The 20716-nt window shown below is 67.0% G+C and carries 22 protein-coding genes; 12 read left to right on the top strand and 10 right to left on the bottom strand.

Annotated features, from left to right (window positions below):
* Positions 1-268: 268 nt before the first annotated feature.
* From AC1DE3_RS17930 to AC1DE3_RS17895, 8 genes are all read left to right on the top strand, one after another.
* Entirely contained in the window at positions 269-817 is a 549-nt protein-coding gene (locus AC1DE3_RS17930) for a peptidylprolyl isomerase (RefSeq protein ID WP_476778609.1), read from the top strand.
* A gap of 25 nt (positions 818-842) precedes the next feature.
* Positions 843-1493 carry a hypothetical protein gene (locus tag AC1DE3_RS17925; RefSeq protein WP_441512667.1) on the top strand — a complete coding sequence of 217 codons (651 nt, stop codon included), beginning with the start codon at positions 843-845 and terminating at the stop codon, positions 1491-1493.
* On the top strand, positions 1493-1963 hold the full coding sequence (locus AC1DE3_RS17920; RefSeq protein ID WP_441512666.1) for a peptidylprolyl isomerase: 471 nt from the start codon (positions 1493-1495) through the stop codon (positions 1961-1963). Before AC1DE3_RS17925 ends, AC1DE3_RS17920 begins: the two co-directional genes overlap by 1 nt.
* A gap of 155 nt (positions 1964-2118) precedes the next feature.
* On the top strand, positions 2119-3210 hold the full coding sequence (gene queA, locus AC1DE3_RS17915; protein ID WP_476778608.1) for a tRNA preQ1(34) S-adenosylmethionine ribosyltransferase-isomerase QueA: 1092 nt from the start codon (positions 2119-2121) through the stop codon (positions 3208-3210).
* A 246-nt stretch (positions 3211-3456) separates the two neighbouring features.
* Complete coding sequence (locus AC1DE3_RS17910) at positions 3457-4119, top strand: tetratricopeptide repeat protein (protein ID WP_476778607.1); 663 nt, start codon at positions 3457-3459, stop codon at positions 4117-4119.
* A gap of 82 nt (positions 4120-4201) precedes the next feature.
* Positions 4202-5590 (top strand): ribosome biogenesis GTPase Der, encoded by a 1389-nt coding sequence (gene der / locus AC1DE3_RS17905; RefSeq protein WP_476778606.1) that lies wholly within the window; start codon positions 4202-4204, stop codon positions 5588-5590.
* Complete coding sequence (locus AC1DE3_RS17900; protein WP_476852621.1) at positions 5590-6687, top strand: NAD(P)/FAD-dependent oxidoreductase; 1098 nt, start codon at positions 5590-5592, stop codon at positions 6685-6687. Before der ends, AC1DE3_RS17900 begins: the two co-directional genes overlap by 1 nt.
* 16 nt (positions 6688-6703) lie before the next feature.
* Entirely contained in the window at positions 6704-7108 is a 405-nt protein-coding gene (locus tag AC1DE3_RS17895; RefSeq protein WP_476778604.1) for an NUDIX hydrolase, read from the top strand.
* A gap of 10 nt (positions 7109-7118) precedes the next feature.
* On the opposite strand, the gene AC1DE3_RS17890 is transcribed toward AC1DE3_RS17895, so the two are convergent.
* The 10 genes from AC1DE3_RS17890 to rpsF form a co-directional block, all read right to left on the bottom strand.
* Positions 7119-7859, bottom strand: a complete 741-nt coding sequence (locus tag AC1DE3_RS17890) for an SDR family NAD(P)-dependent oxidoreductase (protein ID WP_476852620.1) — start codon at positions 7857-7859, stop codon at positions 7119-7121.
* Between the two features lie 16 nt (positions 7860-7875).
* Positions 7876-9348, bottom strand: coding sequence for an amidophosphoribosyltransferase (gene purF / locus AC1DE3_RS17885; protein ID WP_476852619.1), 1473 nt, complete (start codon positions 9346-9348; stop codon positions 7876-7878).
* A 39-nt stretch (positions 9349-9387) separates the two neighbouring features.
* The gene (locus tag AC1DE3_RS17880) at positions 9388-10005 is read right to left on the bottom strand and encodes a CvpA family protein (RefSeq protein ID WP_441512658.1); all 618 of its coding nucleotides are present in this window, start codon (positions 10003-10005) and stop codon (positions 9388-9390) included.
* 106 nt (positions 10006-10111) lie between these two features.
* Entirely contained in the window at positions 10112-11512 is a 1401-nt protein-coding gene (gene radA / locus AC1DE3_RS17875) for a DNA repair protein RadA (protein WP_476778603.1), read from the bottom strand.
* Positions 11512-12639 carry an alanine racemase gene (gene alr, locus AC1DE3_RS17870; protein WP_476778602.1) on the bottom strand — a complete coding sequence of 376 codons (1128 nt, stop codon included), beginning with the start codon at positions 12637-12639 and terminating at the stop codon, positions 11512-11514. The genes radA and alr overlap by 1 nt, the downstream gene beginning before the upstream one ends.
* Positions 12639-14126: a replicative DNA helicase gene (locus tag AC1DE3_RS17865; RefSeq protein ID WP_476778601.1), complete on the bottom strand. Its 1488-nt coding sequence runs from the start codon at positions 14124-14126 to the stop codon at positions 12639-12641. Before AC1DE3_RS17865 ends, alr begins: the two co-directional genes overlap by 1 nt.
* Positions 14127-14346: 220 nt before the next feature.
* Complete coding sequence (gene rplI, locus AC1DE3_RS17860; RefSeq protein ID WP_476778600.1) at positions 14347-14910, bottom strand: 50S ribosomal protein L9; 564 nt, start codon at positions 14908-14910, stop codon at positions 14347-14349.
* 32 nt (positions 14911-14942) lie between these two features.
* Positions 14943-15890, bottom strand: coding sequence for a DUF2232 domain-containing protein (locus AC1DE3_RS17855; protein WP_476778599.1), 948 nt, complete (start codon positions 15888-15890; stop codon positions 14943-14945).
* 180 nt (positions 15891-16070) lie between these two features.
* Positions 16071-16316, bottom strand: a complete 246-nt coding sequence (rpsR, locus tag AC1DE3_RS17850) for a 30S ribosomal protein S18 (RefSeq protein ID WP_038367644.1) — start codon at positions 16314-16316, stop codon at positions 16071-16073.
* Between the two features lie 2 nt (positions 16317-16318).
* Positions 16319-16750, bottom strand: coding sequence for a 30S ribosomal protein S6 (gene rpsF / locus AC1DE3_RS17845; protein WP_441512653.1), 432 nt, complete (start codon positions 16748-16750; stop codon positions 16319-16321).
* 335 nt (positions 16751-17085) lie between these two features.
* On the opposite strand from rpsF, the gene fabD reads away from it, so the two are divergent.
* The 4 genes from fabD to fabF all read left to right on the top strand — a co-directional run bounded on the left by fabD (position 17086) and on the right by fabF (position 20644).
* Complete coding sequence (fabD, locus tag AC1DE3_RS17840; protein WP_441512652.1) at positions 17086-18030, top strand: ACP S-malonyltransferase; 945 nt, start codon at positions 17086-17088, stop codon at positions 18028-18030.
* Between the two features lie 53 nt (positions 18031-18083).
* On the top strand, positions 18084-18821 hold the full coding sequence (gene fabG / locus AC1DE3_RS17835) for a 3-oxoacyl-[acyl-carrier-protein] reductase (RefSeq protein WP_476778598.1): 738 nt from the start codon (positions 18084-18086) through the stop codon (positions 18819-18821).
* A 259-nt stretch (positions 18822-19080) separates the two neighbouring features.
* Positions 19081-19317 carry an acyl carrier protein gene (locus AC1DE3_RS17830; RefSeq protein ID WP_149128804.1) on the top strand — a complete coding sequence of 79 codons (237 nt, stop codon included), beginning with the start codon at positions 19081-19083 and terminating at the stop codon, positions 19315-19317.
* A gap of 55 nt (positions 19318-19372) precedes the next feature.
* The gene (gene fabF, locus AC1DE3_RS17825) at positions 19373-20644 is read left to right on the top strand and encodes a beta-ketoacyl-ACP synthase II (protein ID WP_476778773.1); all 1272 of its coding nucleotides are present in this window, start codon (positions 19373-19375) and stop codon (positions 20642-20644) included.
* Positions 20645-20716: the final 72 nt, after the last annotated feature.

Here is a 20716-nt window from a genome sequence, read left to right as displayed (position 1 = left end):
TCCCGAGACCTGGTCCGCAGCGCCATGGCTAGCAAGGCGCTCCCAGCGGGAGATGACTTAGCTGATTGTGACGGCTCTGTCATCAGTTTAGACAAATGCAGCCTTAAATTTTTGCAAGTTTGATCTCCATTGCACTTGTGCAGTGCAGCAATGGTATTTTCTGCCGGTACCCGTGGCGGCGGCCGTTAGGGCAGGTGCCTTGTTCCGGTCAAAGGATATCGCTACCTACGGCCATCCGCCGGACTTGCCGGTGGCCATGGAGATTTTCATGCTGCGCAGCTCGCTCGCCGCCCTTGCCGTCGTCGCCTCGCTCGGTTTCGCCCAAGCCCAGAGCCCCAAGCCCGATCCCGAGAACACGGTCATTCTCGAGACCAAGGACGGCCCGGTGACGATCCGCCTGCGGCCGGACCTTGCGCCGAAGCATGTCGCCCAGATCAAGACGCTGGTGAAGCGCGGCTTCTATGACGGCGTCGTGTTCCACCGCGTCATTGACGGCTTCATGGCCCAGACCGGCGACCCGACCGGCACCGGCACCGGCGGCTCGGACCTGCCGAACATTCCCGCCGAGTTCAGCCAGACGCCCTACAAGGTCGGCTCCGTCGGCATGGCGCGCTCCCAGTCGCCGAACTCCGCCAATTCGCAATTCTTCATCTGCTATGAAGGCTGCGGCTCGCTGACCGGCAGCTACACGCTCTTCGGCGAGGTGGTCTCCGGCATGGATGCCGTGCGCAAGATCAAGAAGGGCGCCCAGGGCAGCGGTCAGGTCACCAATCCGGACAAGATCGTTCGCATGCGGATGGCTTCCGACGCCAAGTGAGATGAAGCCGGGGAGGGGCGGGACCATGTTGCGGACGATCCTCACCGGCACTCTCGCGGTGCTTTTGCTCGGCGGCGTGGCGCTCGCGCAGGATACACGCGATCTCGGCCTGCCGCCTGCCTCCGGCTCGCAAAACCCTGTTCTGCCTCCGCCATCCGGCTCGCAGAACCCGATCCTGCCGCCGCAGAGCGGCCAGCGCTACAACCCCGGTATCGGCGGCCCCTTCGGCGGTGACAACGATATTCCTGGCATGCAGCAGCGCCGCATCGGCTCGCAGAGCCTGCTGCGCCGCAATGGCGAGATCGGCCTGATCGGTTCGGTTTCGCCGGAGACGCGGCCGGAGGAAGGGGAGACCGTCGCCACTCTGGCCGATATTGCGCCGGCGCTGCGGCGTTGCTGGACGCCTCCGCCGCTGCCGGGCGATCTGACAGGCGCGATGGTCTCGCTTCGCTTCAGCCTGCGCCGCGACGGCAGCCTCTTCGGGCAGCCGCGCGTGACCTGGGAGACGCGACGCGGCGATCCCGCGTTTCAGCGGCGCTTCAGCGATTCCGCTGTTGCCGCCATCCATTCCTGCACGCCGATGAGGTTGTCGAAGGGCCTCGGAGCGAGTATCGCGGGGCGACCCTTCATCATCCGTTTCCACGGCCGTGTGCCGCCTAACGAAAGGCAGAGCTAATGTCGCTCGATCCCGAAAACACCATCGTGATGGAAACCACCAAGGGCCGTGTGGTCATCAAGCTGCGCCCCGACCTCGCTCCCGGCCATGTCGAGCGGATCAAGCTGCTCGCCCGCGAGGGCTTTTATGACGGCATCGTCTTCCATCGCGTCATCGACGGCTTCATGGCGCAGGTCGGCTGCCCGCACGGCACCGGCACCGGCGGCTCGAGCTATCCCGACCTGAAGCAGGAGTTCAACGCCGAGCCGCATGTGCGCGGCGTCTGCTCGATGGCCCGCGCCCAAAACCCGAACTCGGCCAACAGCCAGTTCTTCATCGTGTTCGACGACGCGCGCTTCCTCGACAAGCAGTACACCGTCTGGGGCGAGGTCGTGGAAGGCATGGACAATGTCGACAAGATCAAGCGCGGTGAGCCGGTGCGCGATCCCGACTCGATCGTCTCGCTGAAGGTGATGGCCGACGCGGCCTGAGGTTTTGAAAAAGGGCGAGCCCTCGTCCTGAGGAGCCGCGCCTGCGCGGCGTCTCGAAGGGCGGTTCCAGCGGGCGCTGGAACATCCTTCGAGACACGAGCTTCGCTCGTTCCTCAGGATGAGGGCTCGCTGTTTTTGGACGAGACTCGCTCGCCATGGATGTCGGCCTATTCGATTTCGAGCTGCCGGAAGACCGGATTGCGCTGAGGCCCGTCAGTCCGCGCGACGCCGCGCGGCTGCTCGTGGTGCGCCCTGACGCGCCCGAGCCGCTCGAGGATCGCGGCATTCGCGATCTCGTCTCGCTGCTCCGGCCGGGCGACGCGCTCGTCCTCAACGACACGCGCGTCATTCCCTCCCGCCTGCGCGGACGGCGCTATCGCGGCGCGGATTCAGCCCGCATCGAGATCATGCTGCACAAGCGCGAGAGCGACGATCGCTGGCTCGCCTTCGCCCGGCCGGCCAAGAAGCTGGCGCTGGGCGAGACCGTGGTCTTCGATTCCGAGGGGGCCAGCAATGCCTGCGAGCTCGGCCGCCTGCAGGCCGAGGTTGTTGGCAAAAGCGAGGGCGGCGAGGTCGAGCTGCGGTTCAGCCTGACCAGCGCCTATCTCGACGAGGCGATCGCGCGGCTCGGAGAATTGCCGCTGCCGCCCTACATCGCCGGCAAGCGCCCGACCGACAGCGCCGACACCACCGACTACCAGACCAATTTCGCCCGCAACGACGGCGCCGTGGCGGCGCCGACCGCAGGCCTGCATTTCACGCCGGAACTCCTGGCCGAGCTGGAGGCACTCGGCGTCTCCCGCCATTTCGTGACGCTGCATGTCGGCGCCGGGACGTTCCTGCCGGTGAAGGCGGAGAATACCGACGACCATCGCATGCATGCCGAATGGGGCACGGTCTCGGCCGAGACGGCGGCTGCCCTCAACGCCGTCAAGGCGAAGGGCGGGCGGATCGTCTGCGTCGGCACCACCTCGCTGCGCCTGATCGAGAGCGCGGCGGCCGAAGATGGCACCATCCGGCCTTTCTCGGGCGACACCGCGATCTTCATCACGCCGGGCTATCGCTTCCGGGCGGTCGACCTGCTGATGACGAATTTCCACCTGCCGCGCTCGACGCTGTTCATGCTCGTCTCCGCCTTCTGCGGGCTCGACATGATGAAACGCGCCTATGCCCATGCGATCGCGGCGAATTATCGCTTCTATTCCTACGGCGACGGCAGCCTGCTCTTCCGGGCGGATCGATCGTAGAGCGAAGCACGCTGTCATTCCGGGGCGTGCCATAGGCGCGAACCCGGAACCCCCAACCGGGCGAGCCCTGGCCCGATCGGACGTCGGGCCTGATCGTGGTTTCCGGGTTCTTCGCTTCGCGAAGCCCCGGAATGACAAGTTGGCCATTGCGCCTTTGTCTCGGGCGTGACGATCCATTCGCTGAACCGGCTCGCCTTCCCGGTCTGAAAATGCTACCGGGCTCCCAACAGGGATTTTGACAGTCAAATGGCCGATATTTTTCGCGAGATCGATGAGGAAGTCCGGCGCGACAAGGCGGCGGAGCTTTGGAAGAAATATGGCTGGCTCGTCACCGGCCTCGCAGTCCTGGCCGTCGTTGCGGTAGCGGGCTGGCAATTCTGGCAGCATCGCGAGATCCAGGCCTCGCAGGCCGTGGGCGCGCGCCTCGAAGCGGCCCTGAAATCCTCCCGCGACGGTGACAGCACGCAGGCCGAGACGATCCTGAAGGAGCTCGCCAGCAGCGCGCCCGCAGGTTATCGCCTCATCGCCCGTTTCCGCCTCGCCGCCGAAACCGCCAAGGGCGACGCTGCTGCCGGCATCGCCGCCTTCGATGCGCTCGCCAACGACGCTACGCTGGACGCGACCTATCGCGACCTCGCCAAGCTGCGTGCCGGCATCCTGCGCGTCGATCTCTCGCCCTATGCGGAGGTCAAGACGGCGCTGGAGCCGCTGGCGAGCCCGCAGGGTGTCTGGCGCCATTCTGCCCGCGAATTCCTCGGCATCTCCGCGCTCAAGGCCAACCAGTTCGACGAGGCCGGCCGCTGGTTCGATGCCGCGATCACCGATCCGCAGGCGCCGCAGGCTCTGCGCCAGCGCGTGGAACTGTATCTCGCCCTTGTCCGCGGCGGGCCCGTCACGGTGAAGAACTGAACCGGAGCCTGGCTCCCAACGCTTCCGTCACCCCGTTCCGGCCTTGCGGCCGGGCCGGAGTGACGATGGAATGTGAAGTCTGATGACAGCCATCGTCGCCCTCATCGGCCGGCCCAATGTCGGCAAGTCGACGCTGTTCAACCGGCTCGTCGGCAAGAAGCTCGCGCTGGTCGACGACTGGCCGGGCGTCACGCGCGATCGCCGCGAGGGCGACGCCACGCTTGGCCATCTGCGCTTCAAGGTGATCGACACCGCCGGTCTGGAAGAAGCGGACAAGGAATCGCTCGCCGGCCGCATGCGCGCCCAGACCGAGACGGCGATCGCTCAGGCGGATGTCGTGGTGTTCATGATCGATGCGCGCCTCGGCCTGACGCCGATGGACCAGCCCTTCGCCGATCTGGTGCGCCGCTCCGGTAAGCCCGTCATCCTGCTCGCCAACAAGGCGGAGGGAAAGAAGGGCACGGAGGGCATCATCGATTCCTATTCGCTCGGCCTTGGCGACCCCGTGCCGTTCTCGGCCGAGCATGGCGAGGGCACAGCCGATCTGCTTGAAGCGCTGGTGCCCTTCATCCCGGACGAGCCCGAGGAAGAAGAGGACGACGCTTGGGAGGATGTCCCGGCGGCTGAGGCGGACGAGGACGACAATCCCGACCGGCCGCTGCGTGTCACCATCATCGGCCGTCCGAACGCCGGCAAGTCGACGCTGGTCAACCGCATCATCGGCGAGGAGCGTCTGCTGACCGGCCCCGAGGCCGGCATTACCCGCGACACCATCTCGGTCGATTGGGAATGGCGCGGCCGTAAGGTCAAGCTCTTCGACACGGCCGGCATGCGCAAGCGTGCCCGCATCGAGGAGAAGCTGGAGAAGCTCTCCGTCGCGGATTCGCTGCGTGCCATCCGCTTCGCCGAGGTCGTGGTCGTGCTGCTCGACGCCACCGTCCCCTTCGAGAAGCAGGACCTGACGCTGGTCGACCTGACCGAACGCGAGGGACGGGCCGTGGTGATTGGCCTCAACAAATGGGACCTCGTCGCCGACAAGCAGGGCCTGCTTGCGGAGCTCAAGGAGAAAGCCAACCATCTGCTGGCGCAGGTGCGCGGCGTGCCGATCGTGCCGCTGTCCGGTCTCGCCGGTGAGGGCATCGACCGGCTGATGCAGGCGGTGTTCTCGGCCTATGAGGTCTGGAACCGCCGCGTCTCGACCGCGCGGATCAATCGCTGGCTGGAAGGCGTGCTCTCGGCTCATCCGCCGCCGGCCGTGGCCGGGCGGCGCATCAAGATTCGCTATATGACGCAGGCCAAGGCGCGCCCGCCGACCTTCGCGCTGTTCGGCAACCAGCTCGAGCATCTGCCGATCTCCTATGTCCGCTATCTCGTGAACAACCTGCGGGAAGGCTTCGACCTGCCGGGCACGCCGATCCGGCTGCACCGGCGCGGCGGCCAGAATCCCTATGACAAGGAGCGCAAGGGCTGATGCGGATCGCGGTCGTCGGCGCCGGAATCGCCGGGCTTTCCACCGCCTGGTCGCTGAACAAGCGCGGGCACGACGTCACGCTCTTCGAGCAGGCGCCGCAGATCCCCAACCCCTACGCTGCCTCCGGCGATCAGCATCGCATCATCCGCCGTGCCTATGCCGGCGCGGACGGCTATGCCCGCACCATCAGCGAGGCGTTCGAGGCCTGGGAGGAGCTCTGGGCCGATCTGGGCATGAGCCATTACGTACCCTGCGGCACGCTTGGCGTCTCGCAGACGCCGGATGACGAAGGCGACGCCTATCTGCAGGGGTTCGACCGAGTCGGCTCGCCCTACGAGCTCTATGAGCCGGCGGAAGCATCCCGGCGCTACCCCTTCCTCGACGCCGCTGCGATCCGCTACGCCTACATCAACCGGGAGGGCGGCGCGCTCTTCCCGGCCCGCATCGCGGCCGGGCTGGTGCGCCTGCTGCGCGAGCGCGGAGCCATGATTCGCGAGGGCGTGGAGGTTGCCGCCATCGACCCGGAGGCGGGCAGGCTGACCCTGGCCGATGGCGAGCAGGCGAGCTTCGACCGCGTCGTGGTGTCGGCCGGGGCCTGGGTACTGAAACTGCTGCCCGATCTCGCCGAGACCCTGACCACCTATCGCACCGCGGTGGTCTATCTCGATCCGCCGGAGGATCTCAAGGCAGCCTGGCAGGCGGCGCCGGTCATCGTCGATGTCGGTGGCACGATCGACGGCTACGTCCTGCCGCCGGTCGATGGCACCGGTCTCAAGTTCGGCGCCGGCATCCACAAGCGCCCGCGCCAGCCGGCCGAGGAGCGCGAGCCGCGCCTGGGCGAGGGCGAGATGCTGCGCGACTATTTCTCGCCCCCCTTCGCGCGCATCGCCGAGTACCGGGTCGATCGCGTCGTGACCTGCGCCTACACCTTCACCGCGGACCGCAAGTTCCTCTCACGGCAGATTGGCCGGGTGACTGCCGTCTCGGCCTGCTCCGGCCATGGCTATAAGTTCGGAGCCTCGGTCGGCCGGCGCGTGGCAGCGGCTGTTGAGAACGGCGATCAGGCCGGGCTGCTGCGCTGGCTCAGGGCCGAGTGAGCACGGCGAGGCGCGCATGCTCGAAACCGTGAGCGCGCTCTTCGTCGACCGGGACCGGAAGGTGCTGCTTGGGCTACGCGCCGTCTGGAAGCAGGCCTGGCCCGGCCATTGGGATGCGATCGGCGGGCGCGTGGAGCCCGGCGAGGCGCTGGAGCGCGCTTTGATCCGCGAGTGTCGCGAGGAGGTCGGGCTGACGCCGACCCGCTATGAACTCGTGCTGTCGGAAGCGGAGCGCTTTCCCGCGCGCAACGGCGCGGCGCTGCACCACATCTATGTCGTCAGCGCCTGGGAGGGCGGCGAGGCTGCCAATCTCGTCGACGAGCATGACGAGATCCGCTGGTTCAGCCTGGAGGAAATGGCGGCTCTCCCGAACCTGACCATTCCCGACCTGATCACGCTCGCGCGGGCCTCGCAGGGCTGACGCAGCCGGCTCAGGCCGGCAGCTGCGGGCTCAGCACCTTGCCCTGCGGGAAGTCGAAGATCTTGCCGCTCTCGGTCCAGTCCGGCGAAGCGAGCCGGACCAGATGCGGCGCCAGATCCTCCGGCGTCCTCAGCGTCATCGGGTCCTCGCCCGGCATCGCCTCGGCGCGCATGCGGGTGCGCAGCGGCCCCGGATTGACCAGCATGACCTTGACCGGCGTCGTCGCGGTTTCGGCTGCGTAGGTGCGCCCCAGCGCCTCCACGGCGGCCTTGGAGATCGAGTACGGCCCCCAATAAGCGGTGCATTTATGGGCGGCGCCGGAGGACATCAGCAGGGCGCGGCCCGCATCCGAAGCGCGGAGCGCGGGATCGAGCGATTTGATCAGCCGCCAATTGGCGGTGACGTTGATGTTCAGCACCTTCGCCCACTCCTTCTCGGTCTCATGGCTGAGCGGCGTGAGGGAGCCGAGGATGCCGGCATTTGCCAGCAGGATGTCGAGCTTGCCCCAGCGCTCCAGCACGGCCGGGCCGAGCTTTTCGATGCCGCCGGCATCGCTGAGGTCGAGCGGCACCAGCGTGGCATTGCCGCCGATCGCGCGGATCTCGTCGTCGAGTTCCTCCAGCGCGCCGGCCGTGCGGGCAAGCGCCACGACATGGGCGCCGGCGCGGGCGAAGGCGAGCGCGGCGGCGCGGCCAATGCCGCGCGAGGCGCCGGTGACGAGGGCAAGGCGCCCCTCGAGAGGCTTGGTCATTGTCGCTTCCGGTTGCTCAGCCGGCTTCGGCCAGCAGGGAGATCCGCTGTTTGGCGCTCTCGCCGATCACGTCGGTCAGCGAGGTCGGGTAGTCGCCGGTGAAGCAGTGGTCGGTGAATTGCGGCCGGGCGGGATCGCGCCCTTCATGGCCCATGGCCCGGTAGAGCCCGTCCACCGAGATGAAAGCCAGCGAGTCGGCGCCGACGAACTGCCGCATCTCCTCCAGCGAATGCGTGGCGGCGAGCAGCTTCTCGCGATCCGGCGTGTCGATGCCGTAATAGTCGGGATGAGTGATCGGCGGCGAGGAGATGCGGAAATGCACCTCGCGGGCGCCGGCCTCGCGCATCATCTTCACGATCTTGAAGGAGGTGGTGCCGCGCACGATCGAATCGTCGACCAGCACGACGCGCTTGCCCTCGACCACCGAGCGGTTGGCCGAATGCTTCAGCTTGACGCCGAGCTCGCGCACCTTCTGCGTCGGCTCGATGAAGGTGCGGCCGACATAATGGTTGCGGATGATGCCGAGTTCGAAGGGGATGCCGCTTGCCTGCGCGTAGCCGAGGGCGGCCGGCACGCCGGAATCCGGCACGGGCACGACGACGTCGGCATCGGCCGGCGATTCCTGCGCCAGAACCGCGCCCATGGCCTTGCGGCGCTCATAGATGCTGCGGCCCTTCACGATGGAATCGGGGCGGGCGAAGTAGATGTACTCGAAGATGCAGGGCCGCTCGGGCACCGGCGGGAAGGGCTTGTGGCTCTCGATGCCGCTCTCGGAGACGATCACGACCTCGCCGTTCTCGACCTCGCGGATGAACTTGGCGCCGATGATGTCGAGCGCGCAGGTCTCCGAGGTCAGGATCGGGCAGCCGTCGAGCTCGCCCAGCACGAGCGGGCGGATGCCGAGCGGATCGCGGGCGCCGATCAGCTTCTTGTTGGTGATGCCGACGAAGGCATAGGCACCCTCGATCTGGCGGATCGCTTCGATGAAGCGGTCGACGAATTGCTGCTTGCGGCTGCGGGCGACGAGATGGAGCAGGACCTCGGTGTCGGAGGTCGACTGATAGATCGCGCCGTCGCGGACGAGATTGCGCCGCAGCGTCAGGCCGTTGGTGAGGTTGCCGTTATGCGCCACCGCGAAACCGCCGCCATGCAGCTCGGAGAAGAGCGGCTGCACGTTGCGCAGGATGGTCTCGCCCGTCGTCGAGTAGCGGACGTGGCCGATGGCCTGCTTGCCCTTCAGCTTGTCGATGACACTCGCTTCCGAGAAGGCGTCGCCGACGAGGCCGAGGCGCCGCTCCGAATGGAAGCGGTTGCCGTCGAAGGAGACGATGCCCGCCGCCTCCTGGCCGCGATGCTGGAGTGCGTGCAGGCCGAGCGCCGTCAGCGCCGCCGCGTCGGCGTGGCCGTAAATGCCGAAGACGCCGCATTCCTCCCGCAGCCGGTCGGCATTGGGGTCGAAGGCGGTCTCAGTCCCGGTCTGCGAGATCATGGCGAGCTCCACGCGTGGGGAGGTGACTCTACGCGTCAATTAGGGACGGGTTGGGGCGGGCGCAACCGGTGCTGGCGTCGCCGGGCTACGCGGTTCCTCCGCCGGGGCCTCGGTGGCTTCCTCCGGCTTCTGCTTTTTCAGCAGATTCTTGATGAAATCGGCATTCACATCCTGCGGCAGCATCGCGAGCAGCGAGCGCCCGGTCTCCTCCAGCACAGGCTTGGCCTTGGCGTCCTTGGCCCAGGTCGGCATCTTCTCGTTGCCGACCAGACCGGTGAAGAACAGGTAGCCGATCACCGCCAGCAGCAGGCCGCGCGCGGCGCCGAAGACGAAACCGAGCGTGCGGTCGAGCGCGCCGATGCGCGAGTCGAGCACGAAGTCGGAAATCTTGGCCGTCACGATCGAGACGACGATCAGCGTGGCGAGAAACAGCGCAGCGATCGAGGCGACGAGGGCGATCGTGTCCTGCGCCGAGCTTGCCGGGATGTATTGCTTGACGAAGGGCAGGAGCTGCGGGTGGAACACCCAGGCGACCGCGGCGGCGGCGACCCAGGAGGCGATCGCAAGCACCTCGCGCGTAAAGCCGCGGACGGCAGCGAGCAAAGCCGAGATCAGAACCACGCCGATGACGACGAGATCGAGAATGGTTACAGGCATGGGAGGGCCGCTTTGCTGTGGTCTGGTGCCGGCCGGCCGCAAATAGGGTGACCGTTTCGGCTTTGCTATACGCGTTCCCGCCGTCTGCGTCACCCTTCCGGGGAAGTCATTTCACATCTCTGCGAGGCGCGCGCGCGGCAATATCGGCAACGAGTTCCGTGACATGGCCGAAACGGCGCAGATTGAGCCCGCCGCCATCGCCGTGATCCGCTCCGCCGGCAGGCATCAGCGCGGCCTCGAAACCTAGCTTGGCGGCCTCCCGCAGGCGGGCCGGCGTCACCGAAACCGGCCGAATCGCGCCTGAGAGCGCGATCTCGCCGAAGTACACTCCGTGCGGCGGCAAGGTCGCGCCGCTGAGCGAGGACACCAGCGCGGCCGCGACCGCGACATCGGCCGCCGGCTCGTTGACGCGCAGGCCACCAGCGACATTGAGATAGACGTCGTGCTGCCCGAGTCGCAGGCCGCCATGCGTTTCGAGCACGGCGAGCACCATGGCAAGACGGCTGTTCTCCCAGCCGACCACGGCGCGGCGCGGCGTGCCGAGCGCCGTCGGCGCGACCAGCGCCTGGATCTCGACCAGGACCGGCCGCGTGCCTTCGATGCCAGCGAAGACCGCCGCGCCCGGCGCCGGCTGATCACGTCCCGCGAGGAAGAGCGCCGAGGGATTGGTGACTTCCGACAGCCCCTTGCCGGTCATCTCGAAGACGCCGATCTCGTCGGTGGCGCCGAAGCGGTTCTTCTGGCCGCGCAGGATGCGGAAGGCATGGGCCCCTTCGCCCTCGAAGGAGAGCACCGCATCGACCATGTGCTCGACCACGCGCGGGCCGGCGATCTGTCCGTCCTTGGTGACGTGGCCGACGAGGATCAGGCAGACGCCGCTGGTCTTGGCATAGCGGATCAGCGCCTGTGCCGAGCCGCGCACCTGCGTCACCGTGCCGGGCGCGCTCTCGACCTCGCCCGACCACATGGTCTGGATCGAGTCGATGACGACGAGGGCAGGGCGCTCGCCCTGGCCGAGCGTCGCGATGATGTCCTCGACATTGGTCTCGGCCGCAAGATCGACCGGCGCCTCCGCCAGCCCCATGCGCTCGGCGCGCAGCCGAACTTGCCCGGTGGATTCCTCGCCCGAGACATAGACGACGCGCCGGCCGGATTTGGCGAGCGCGGCGCAGGCCTGCATCAGCAGCGTCGACTTGCCGATGCCGGGATCGCCGCCGATCAGCAGCACCGAACCCGGCACGAAGCCGCCGCCGGTGACGCGGTCGAGCTCGCCAATGCCTGAGACGATGCGCGGGGCATCCTGCGTCTCGCCCTTCAGCGTCTCCAGCGCGAAGACGCGGCCGCGCGCCCGCCCGTTCGAGGACGGCCTGCCCCCGCCCGGGACGGGCGCAACCTGCGCGTCCTCGACCAGAGAGGACCATGTCCCGCAGGCGTCGCACTTGCCCTGCCAGCGGTGATAGACCGCGCCGCAGGCCTGGCAGCGATAGGTTGGGCCCCGCTTTGCCATCAGCCGCCGATATAGCGGCGCTCGTAGCGCCGTCCGAGGCTGGTCAGGACCTCGTAGCCGATCGTCTTGGCGCCGGCGCCAACCGCTTCGAGGTCGAGCCGATCGCCGATCAGCGTCACGCTTGCCCCGCGCTGGGCGGCGTCTGCCGGAGCATCGGTCACGTCGATGATGATCAGGTCCATCGAGACGGTGCCGACGAAGGGGCAGAGGACGCCGTCCAGCAGGGCCGAGCCGCCGGTCGTGGCATCGGTCCAGCTGCCGTTGCGCGGATAGCCGTCGGCATAGCCCAGGTTGATCGTCGCGAGCTTGCGCTTGCCCTTGGCGGTCCAGCGGCCGTTATAGCCGACCTGAGTGCCGCCCTCGACGTCACGGACCTGGATGATCCGCGCTTCCAGCCCGATGACGGGCCGCATCGGATTCGGCCTGCCAGGCGTCGGGTTGCCGCCATAAAGCGCATAGCCCGGCCGGGTGAGCTGGTAGGATGGGCAATCCTCGAGAAAATGGCCCGAAGAGTTCTTCAGCGACGCCGGAAGACCGGGGAGAGCAGCCGCGATCTCGGCGAAGGCCGCGATCTGGCGGGCATTGGCCGGATCGGTCTTGTCTTCCGACGACGCGAAATGACTCATCACCAGGCCGATATCGGCCGCTGCGATCACGCCGGATTTCTCGCGGGCGAGATTGAGCCCTTCGCCGGGCCAGAGCCCGAGCCGGTTCATCGCGGTGTCGACATGCAATGCGGCAGGGCGCGTCCTGGCGCCGCTCTGCCGGAACGAGGCCCATTCCAGCAATTCCTCATGCGAGCCGAGGACGGGCGAGAGCGCATGCTCGGCATAGGCGCCGCAGGTGCCGGGCAAGAGCCCGTTCAGCACATAGATCGTTGCTCCGGGCGCGGCCTTGCGAGCGCGAATGCCCTCCGAGACATGCGCGACGAACATGCTCTTGCAGCCGGCCTTCGCCAGCGCCGTCACGACCGGCTCGATGCCCAGCCCATAGGCATCGGCCTTGACGACGGCGCCTGCCTCGGCACCGGCCCGCTTGCCGAGAAGGCGCCAGTTCGCCACCAGCGCGTCGAGGTCGATCGTCAGCGTCGCGCCAAAGGCGCCGGTATCAGGTTGTCCTGCAGACATCATTCACGGTCCGGGAGGCGGAGGTCGTCGGCGCGGTCGGAGAAGCGCGTCACATCGGCGTCGAACTGCAAGGCCACGGCCCCGGTCGGGCCATGGCGCTGCTTGCCGATGATCAGCTCGGCGACGCCGTGCATGGCCTCCATCTCGATCTGCCACTTGTTGTGTTCTTCGGTGCCGGGGCGCGGCTCCTTGCCCTTGAGGTAATATTCCTCGCGGTAGACGAACATCACAACGTCGGCGTCCTGCTCGATAGAGCCGGATTCGCGCAGGTCCGAGAGCTGCGGGCGCTTGTCGTCGCGGCTCTCGACCTGACGCGAGAGCTGGGAAAGGGCGATGATCGGGACGTTCAGTTCCTTTGCCAGCGCCTTCAGGCTTGTCGTGATCTCGGTCAGCTCCTGCACGCGGTTCTGTCCCGCCTTGGACGAACCGGAGAGAAGCTGGAGATAGTCGATGAAGAGGACGTCGAGCCCCTTCTGGCGCTTGAGGCGGCGGGCTCGCGCCATCAGCTGCGCGATCGAAATGCCGCCGGTCTGGTCGATATAGAGCGGCAGTTTCTCGATCTGTGCGGCGACGTCGGTCAGCCGGGCGAAATCGCTCTCGGTGATGCGGCCCTGCCTGATCTTGTAGGACGAGATGCTGGATTGCTCGGCGACGATACGGGTCGCGAGCTGATCCGCCGACATTTCGAGCGAGAAGAAGCCGACGATGCCGCCGTCGACGCTCTTGATCGTGCCGTCTTCCTGCCGCTCGCCGCGCCAGGCCTTGGCGATGTTGAAGGCGATGTTGGTGGCAAGCGAGGTCTTGCCCATGGCGGGGCGGCCGGCCAGAACGAGCAGGTCGGAGCGCTGCAGGCCGCCCATGCGCTGGTCGACGTCGCGCAGGCCGGTGGAGATGCCGGAGAGGCCGCCGGCGCGCTGATAGGCGCTCGCCGCCATATCGATGGCGAGGCGAAGCGCCCCGTCGAATTTCTGGAAGCCGCCTTCATAGCGGCCCTTTTCCGCCAATTCGTAGAGCTTGCGCTCGGCTTCCTCGATCTGCTCGCGCGGGGGCATCTCGACGGGCGCGTCATAGGCGACGTTGACGAGATCCTCACCGACGCCGATGAGTTGCCGGCGCACCGCCAGGTCATAGATCGTGCGGCCGTAGTCGCCGGCATTGATGACGGTCGTCGCCTCGGCGGCGAGGCGGGCGAGATACTGGCTCGGCGTGATCTCGCCGAGATCGAGATCGTTGACGAAGGTCTTGAGCGTGATCGGCGTCGCGATCTTGCCGGCCCGGATCAGGCTCGCCACCAGCTCGAAGACGCGCTGGTGGATCGGCTCGAAGAAATGGTCCGGCAGCAGGAAGTCGGAGACGCGATAGAAGGCGTCGTTGTTGACCAGGATCGCGCCCAGCAGCGCCTGCTCGGCCTCGATGTTGTGAGGCTGGACGCGATAGTCTGGCTCACGGTTTTCGAGGCGGGTGACGAGGGCTGTCGCGGAGGCCATGGCTGCCTTGATAGGTAGAGGCGGGCTTACGTTTCAAGCCGACATTCGGCCGCGGTACACGGAACGCAAGGCGGCTGCTGAGTCGGAAGACATCTAGCTTAGCATCCCGACAACACCTGCCAGTAGGACGCTGCGCGATCCACGCCTTTGCACAGGCGACAGAACGAAAAAGGCGCCGTGTTGCCACGGCGCCCTTGACTCGTTTGGGGAGCTGTAAGGCTCAGCGATCGTCGTCGCCGGCCTCGGCCAGCGCCGCGCCGACCTCGAGGCCGAGATCGTCGAGATCGAACTTCTCCTGGGCCGTGACGTTCTCGCCGGCAGCCTGGCGATGAGCCTCTTCAGCCGAGCGGGCGATGTTGACGGTGATCGTGACCGAGACTTCCGGATGCAGCACGACCGGGACGGTGTGCAGGCCCAGCGTCTTGATCGGGGTGTTCAGCGTCACCTGGCCGCGCGAGACGTGGAAGCCGTCCTTGGTCAGCGCCTCGGCGATGTCACGGGTCGAGACCGAACCGTAGAGCACGCCGGACTCGCCGGACTGGCGCAGGATGGTGACGCTCTGGCCGTTCAGGCGCTCGGCGACCGAATCGGCCTCCGACTTAAGCTCGAGGTTGCGGGTCTCGAGCTCGAGCTTCTGGCTCTCGAAGCGCTTCTTGTTGTCCTCGGTGGCGCGCAGCGCCTTGCCGCGGGCGAGCAGGTAGTTGCGGCCGAAGCCGTCGCGGACGCGGACGATGTCGCCCATCTGGCCAAGCTTGGCGACGCGCTCGAGCAGGATCACTTCCATGGGTCTTCTCCTTGATGTCTTAGGTCTGGGTTTCAGGAATGGGTAGGCGGAGGCGGCAGCGCGACCCGCTTGCGCAGGCCGAAAAGCGTATCGGCGAGGCCGGCGAGCGCGAGCAGCGGCGTCAGCACGGCCTGCATCACGATGAGCGCGACATAGACCGAGACCAGCATCGGCAGCCGCCAGGGGCGGCCGCGCGAGATGTCGTGCAGGAGGCAGAGCCCGCTGAACATGAAGGCTGCGAACAGCGCGCCGACCATGGCGGTCGCGGCGACGCCGATGAAGCCGCCCATCGCCGCAACCACGGCAGCGGCGGCCAGGAGCAGCAGCGCCTGGCGCGGCAGGGAGGCCGACGGAATGAAGGGCCAGGGCCGCGGCAGGCGGTCGGACATCTTCACGGTCCGCGCCGCGAGCCAGAGATTGGCGGTGATGGTGGTGACGAAGGAGGCGCCGATGCCGAGCGGCACGGCCGGCGCGAGGCTCTGCGCGAGCTCCTTCACCTGGACGTCGGCAGGCAGCGCGACCAGCTTGCCGCGCACCATCTCGTTCAGCAGGTTCTCGATCATGCGAGCAATCACCGAACGATAGGTCTCGTAGTCGGTGGTCATCACCAGCGCGCTGCCGACGGTGGCGATCGCGGCAGTGGCGGCGATCCAGAGCAGCAGGTTGCCGAGCGGATACCACTCGATTCCGCCCTGGGCGTTGCCGCGGGCGAGCAAGGCGAGATAGGCGATCCACCAGGCCGGCAGGCCGATGATCAGGGCGAAGGCGATGCCGCCCGTCGGGGCCAGCGCCACCGCAACGGCGAGCGCGCCGGCAGCCGTGGCGAACAGCCCGGAACGGTGGTTCCAGCCGAGCGAGGCAATGAAGATCGGGAGGGGGGCGGCAGAATACAGCAAAGCTGCCAGCGGCGATCCGGTGATCACCACTGAGAAGAGCAGGGCCGAAACGAGGCCCGCGCCGATGCCGACTATCGGAATCATACGTCCGTCCTGCTGTCCCGCTGCTCGCAAGCCTTCCGACTCGGCAGGGTGAGAGGCGCTTGGGCCTCAACGAACCCGGTGGAGTTTCACCGCCAGGCGACTGGTTGATCTTGAAAGCGAGAACCGGAGGCGCGGGAGGCGCCTCCGGGCATTATCGATATCCGGAACCGATCGAACGGATCAGCGGATGACGTAGGGCAGCAGGCCGAGGAAGCGGGCGCGCTTGATCGCCTGGGCGAGCTCGCGCTGCTTCTTGGCGGAGACCGCCGTGATGCGGGACGGAACGATCTTGCCGCGCTCGGAGATGTAGCGCGAGAGCAGACGCACGTCCTTGTAGTCGATCTTCGGGGCGCCTTCGCCCGAGAAGGGGCAGGACTTGCGGCGGCGGAAGAAGGGGCGGCGAGCGCCAGCGGATGCAGTCGACATTCTCAGGCCTCCGCTTCGGCGGTTTCGGTCGCTTCGTCTTCACGACGCGGACGATCACGGCGCGGGCCGCGCTCGAAACGGTCGCCGCCGCGCTCCGGACGGTCGTCGCGGTCACGCTTCTGGAGCATGGCCGACGGAGCTTCCTCCAGCTCCTCGACGCGGACGGTCAGGAAGCGCAGGATGTCTTCGTTGATGCGCATCTGGCGCTCCATCTCCAGCACGGCGGCGGAGGGGGCCTCGATGTTCAGCAGCGTGTAGTGCGCCTTGCGGTTCTTCTTGATGCGGTAGCCGAGGGACTTGACGCCCCAATACTCGACCTTGCGGATGGCGCCGCCATTCGCTTCGATCACGCCCTTGAACTGCTCGACAAGAGCTTCGACCTGCTGCGCGCTGACATCCTGCCGCGCGAGCAGCACATGCTCGTACAATGCCATATGTGGCCTTCCTTGTTTCACCCTGCTTCGCCCGGCGCGGAGCCCTCCGAGCCCTGGATAAGGCCCGACAGGATTTCTTCGAAGGCGGAGACACGGGATGACGACTCCATCGGAGCCTGCGCTGAACCCTTGCGGGCGTGCGCCATCCGTTCAGCCTCCGGCCGAACAAGCAGGAGGCGGTCGTTACAGCGTTCGCGGCATCATGGCAATCGGAATCTCGCCCGAACGGCCTGGCGTATGCGGAAAACTTGGCCTCCGCGCTTGACTTGGCGGCAGAACCGATGTGACAGCCGCGTCATATAAGACGAATGGTGAAGACCGGGGCGTTTCATAGCATGACGACAGCGTTCATCTTTCCGGGCCAGGGCTCGCAGGCGGTCGGCATGGGCAAGAGCCTGGCCGAGAACTTTCCCGTCGCGAAGTCGGTCTTCGACGAGGTCGATGCGGCGCTGTCGCAGAAGCTCTCTGCGGTGATGTGGGAAGGCCCCTCGGAGGAGTTGACCCTTACCGCCAACGCCCAGCCGGCGCTGATGGCGGTCAGCCTCGCGGTGGTGCGCGTGCTCGAGGCCGAAGCCGGACTCGATCTGAAGCGCGACGCCGCCTTCGTCGCCGGCCATTCGCTCGGCGAGTATTCGGCGCTTGCCGCTGCTGGCACCTTCTCCATCGCGGACGCCGCCCGGCTGCTGCGCATCCGCGGCGACGCCATGCAGAAGGCGGTTCCGGCCGGGCAGGGCGCGATGGCGGCCCTTCTCGGGGCCGAGCTGGACCAGGCCCGTGCGATCGCCGCCGATGCGGCGCAGGGCGAGGTCTGCGAGGCTGCGAACGACAATGGCGGCGGCCAGGTGGTCCTGTCCGGTGCGAAGGCGGCGGTCGAGCGGGCGATCGCGCTCGCGGGCGAGCGCGGCGTCAAGCGCGCCATGCTGCTGCCGGTCTCCGCCCCGTTCCATTGCGCCCTGATGCAGCCGGCTGCCGATGCGATGCGCGAGGCGCTGGCGAAGGTTACGATGCAGGCCCCGGTCGTGCCGGTGATGGCCAATGTCGGCGCCGCGCCCCTCAGCGCTCCCGAAGCGATCCGGGGTTCGCTTGTGGCACAGGTCACCGGTACTGTGCGCTGGCGCGAATGCGTCCAGGCGATGGCAGCCGCCGGCGTCACCGATTTCGTCGAACTCGGCAGCGGCAAGGTGCTCGCCGGCCTGGTGAAGCGTATCGTCGCCGGTTCGTCGCCGGTGTCGATCGGCACGGCAGAGGATATCGCCGCCTACAAGGCCCGTGGCGCCTGACGGCGCGGGCCCGGAGCGGGCAAGAACGGCAGAACGCCGAAAAGGGAGCGAACATGTTTGATCTGACCGGCCGCAAGGCCCTGGTCACCGGCGCGACCGGCGGCCTTGGCGGAGCCATCGCACGGACCCTGCATGCGCAGGGCGCGAGTGTCGCGATCTCCGGCACGCGGGCCGAGGCGCTGGAGGCGCTCGCGGCCGAACTCGGCGAGCGCGTCGTCGTGGCGCCCTGCAACCTGTCGGACAAGGAATCGGTCGAGGCGCTGGTGCCGGCGGCCGAGGACAAGCTCGGCGGACTCGACATCCTCGTGAACAATGCCGGCATCACCCGCGACAACCTGTTCATTCGCCTGAAGGACGAGGATTGGGACAGCGTTCTCGCCGTCAACCTGACGGCCGCCTTCCGCCTCTCGCGCGCGGCCGTGAAGTCGATGATGCGCAAGCGTTACGGCCGAATCGTCTCGATCGGCTCCGTCGTCGGCACGATGGGCAATCCGGGGCAGGGCAACTACGCTGCCGCCAAGGCCGGCCTGATCGGCATGTCGAAGGCGCTCGCCGCCGAGGTCGCCAGCCGGAATATCACGGTCAATGTGGTCGCTCCCGGATTCATCGAGTCGCCGATGACGCAAGCCCTGAACGAGAAGCAGCGCGAGAGCATTCTCTCCGATGTACCGATGGGCCGGCTAGGTGCGGGCGCCGACATTGCCGCCGCCGTCGCCTTTCTCGCTAGCGCCGAGGCGGGTTATGTCACCGGCCAGACGCTGCACGTGAACGGCGGAATGGCAATGATCTAAGGGCGTTAGCGCCATTTCCAGTTTAGTTTTGATAACGTCGCGGCGCTCTCGCCAGCCTTGAAAGGTTATGTTAACTAGCGCCGTCGCGCTGCTGGCGAGCGAGCCGAGGGGACTTGACGAAACCTCGGTTGTTGCGTTTTTGCAGGCTTCGAGCTTTCCGGATCGCGGACATCGTCACGATGGCGCGGCGGCTCGGAATGAAAGTCCATAACGCGCGTCGCGCTCTGCGATGCGTTTTCAGTTTCTAAGGAAGAGACTCATGAGCGATGTCGCCGAGCGCGTGAAGAAGATCGTGGTCGAGCACCTCGGCGTCGAGCCCGAGAAGGTTGTCGATGGCGCCAACTTCATCGAAGACCTGGGTGCGGACAGCCTCGACACCGTCGAGCTCGTGATGGCCTTCGAGGAAGAGTTCGGCGTCGAGATCCCGGACGATGCGGCCGAGACGATCGTGACGGTCGGCGACGCCGTGAAGTTCCTCTCGGCGAAGAGCGCGTAATCGGCCTTTCAGGCTGATCGACACAGAAAACATCATGGCTTCTCGCAGTTTTCCGATGCGGCGCGTCGTCGTGACCGGGCTCGGCATGGTGACGCCGCTCGCTTGCGGCGTCGAGCCGACCTGGGCGCGTCTTCTGGCCGGAGCCAGCGGCGCCGGCCCCATCACCAGCTTCGATGCCAGCGACCTGCCGGCGCAAATCGCCTGCAACATCCCGCGGGGTGACGGCAGCGACGGGACATATAATCCCGATGACTGGATGGAGCCGAAGGAACAGCGCAAGGTCGACGAATTCATCGTCTTTGCGATGGCCGCGGCCACCCAGGCGCTGAAGGACGCCGGCTGGAAGCCGGAAAACTATGAGGACCAGATCCGGACCGGTGTCGCCATCGGGTCCGGCATCGGCGGGCTGGGAGGCATCTATGAAGCCTCCCTGCTGCTCAAGGAGCGGGGGCCTCGCCGGCTCTCGCCCTTCTTCATTCCCGGGCGCCTCATCAATCTGGCTTCCGGCTATGTCTCGATCGAGCATGGGCTCAAGGGCCCGAACCACGCGGCCGTGACGGCCTGCTCGACCGGTGCGCATGCCATCGGCGACGCTTCGCGCATGATCGCGCTGGGCGATGCGGACGTCATGGTTGCGGGCGGCGCCGAATCTGCCGTCAACCGCATCGGTATTGCCGGCTTCTGCGCCTGCCGGGCGCTGTCCACCGGTTTCAACGATACGCCGGAGAAAGCGTCGCGTCCTTACGACAAGGACCGTGACGGCTTCGTCATGGGCGAGGGTGCCGGGGTCGTCGTGCTCGAGGAACTCGAGCACGCGCTGGCCCGTGGCGCGCGCATCTATGCCGAGATCCTCGGCTACGGCATGTCCGGCGACGCCTATCACATCACCTCGCCGGCCGAGGATGGCGACGGCGCCTATCGCTGCATGCAGGCCGCGCTCGGACGGGCCGGTATCGCGGCGGCGGATCTCGACTACATCAACGCGCACGGTACCTCGACGCCTCTCGGCGACGAGATCGAGCTGCGCGCCGTCGAGCGCCTGCTCGCCAACGCTCCGAAGCGACCCTCGATGTCCTCGACCAAATCGGCGACCGGCCATCTGCTGGGCGCAGCCGGAGCGATCGAGGCGATCTTCACGGTGCTGGCGATCCGCGATCAGATCGCTCCGCCGACCATCAATCTCGACAACCCTTCAGTCGAGACGGATATCGATCTCGTCCCGCATGTCGCGCGCAAGCGCGAGATCGACTACGCCCTGTCCAACTCCTTCGGCTTCGGCGGCACCAACGCTTCGCTGGTCCTGCGGCGCTACCGCCCCGGCCATTGATCCAAAAGGGTCAGCGCCGTTTTGCCATAATGTTGGGTAGAGTTTGGCGCCAGCGTTGGCGAATGCGTGATT

The organism is Allobosea sp. 10L417 (genome assembly GCF_056395485.1).
Note: the sequence above shows the minus strand (reverse complement) of the source record. Positions and strands in the feature narration are given on the sequence as shown.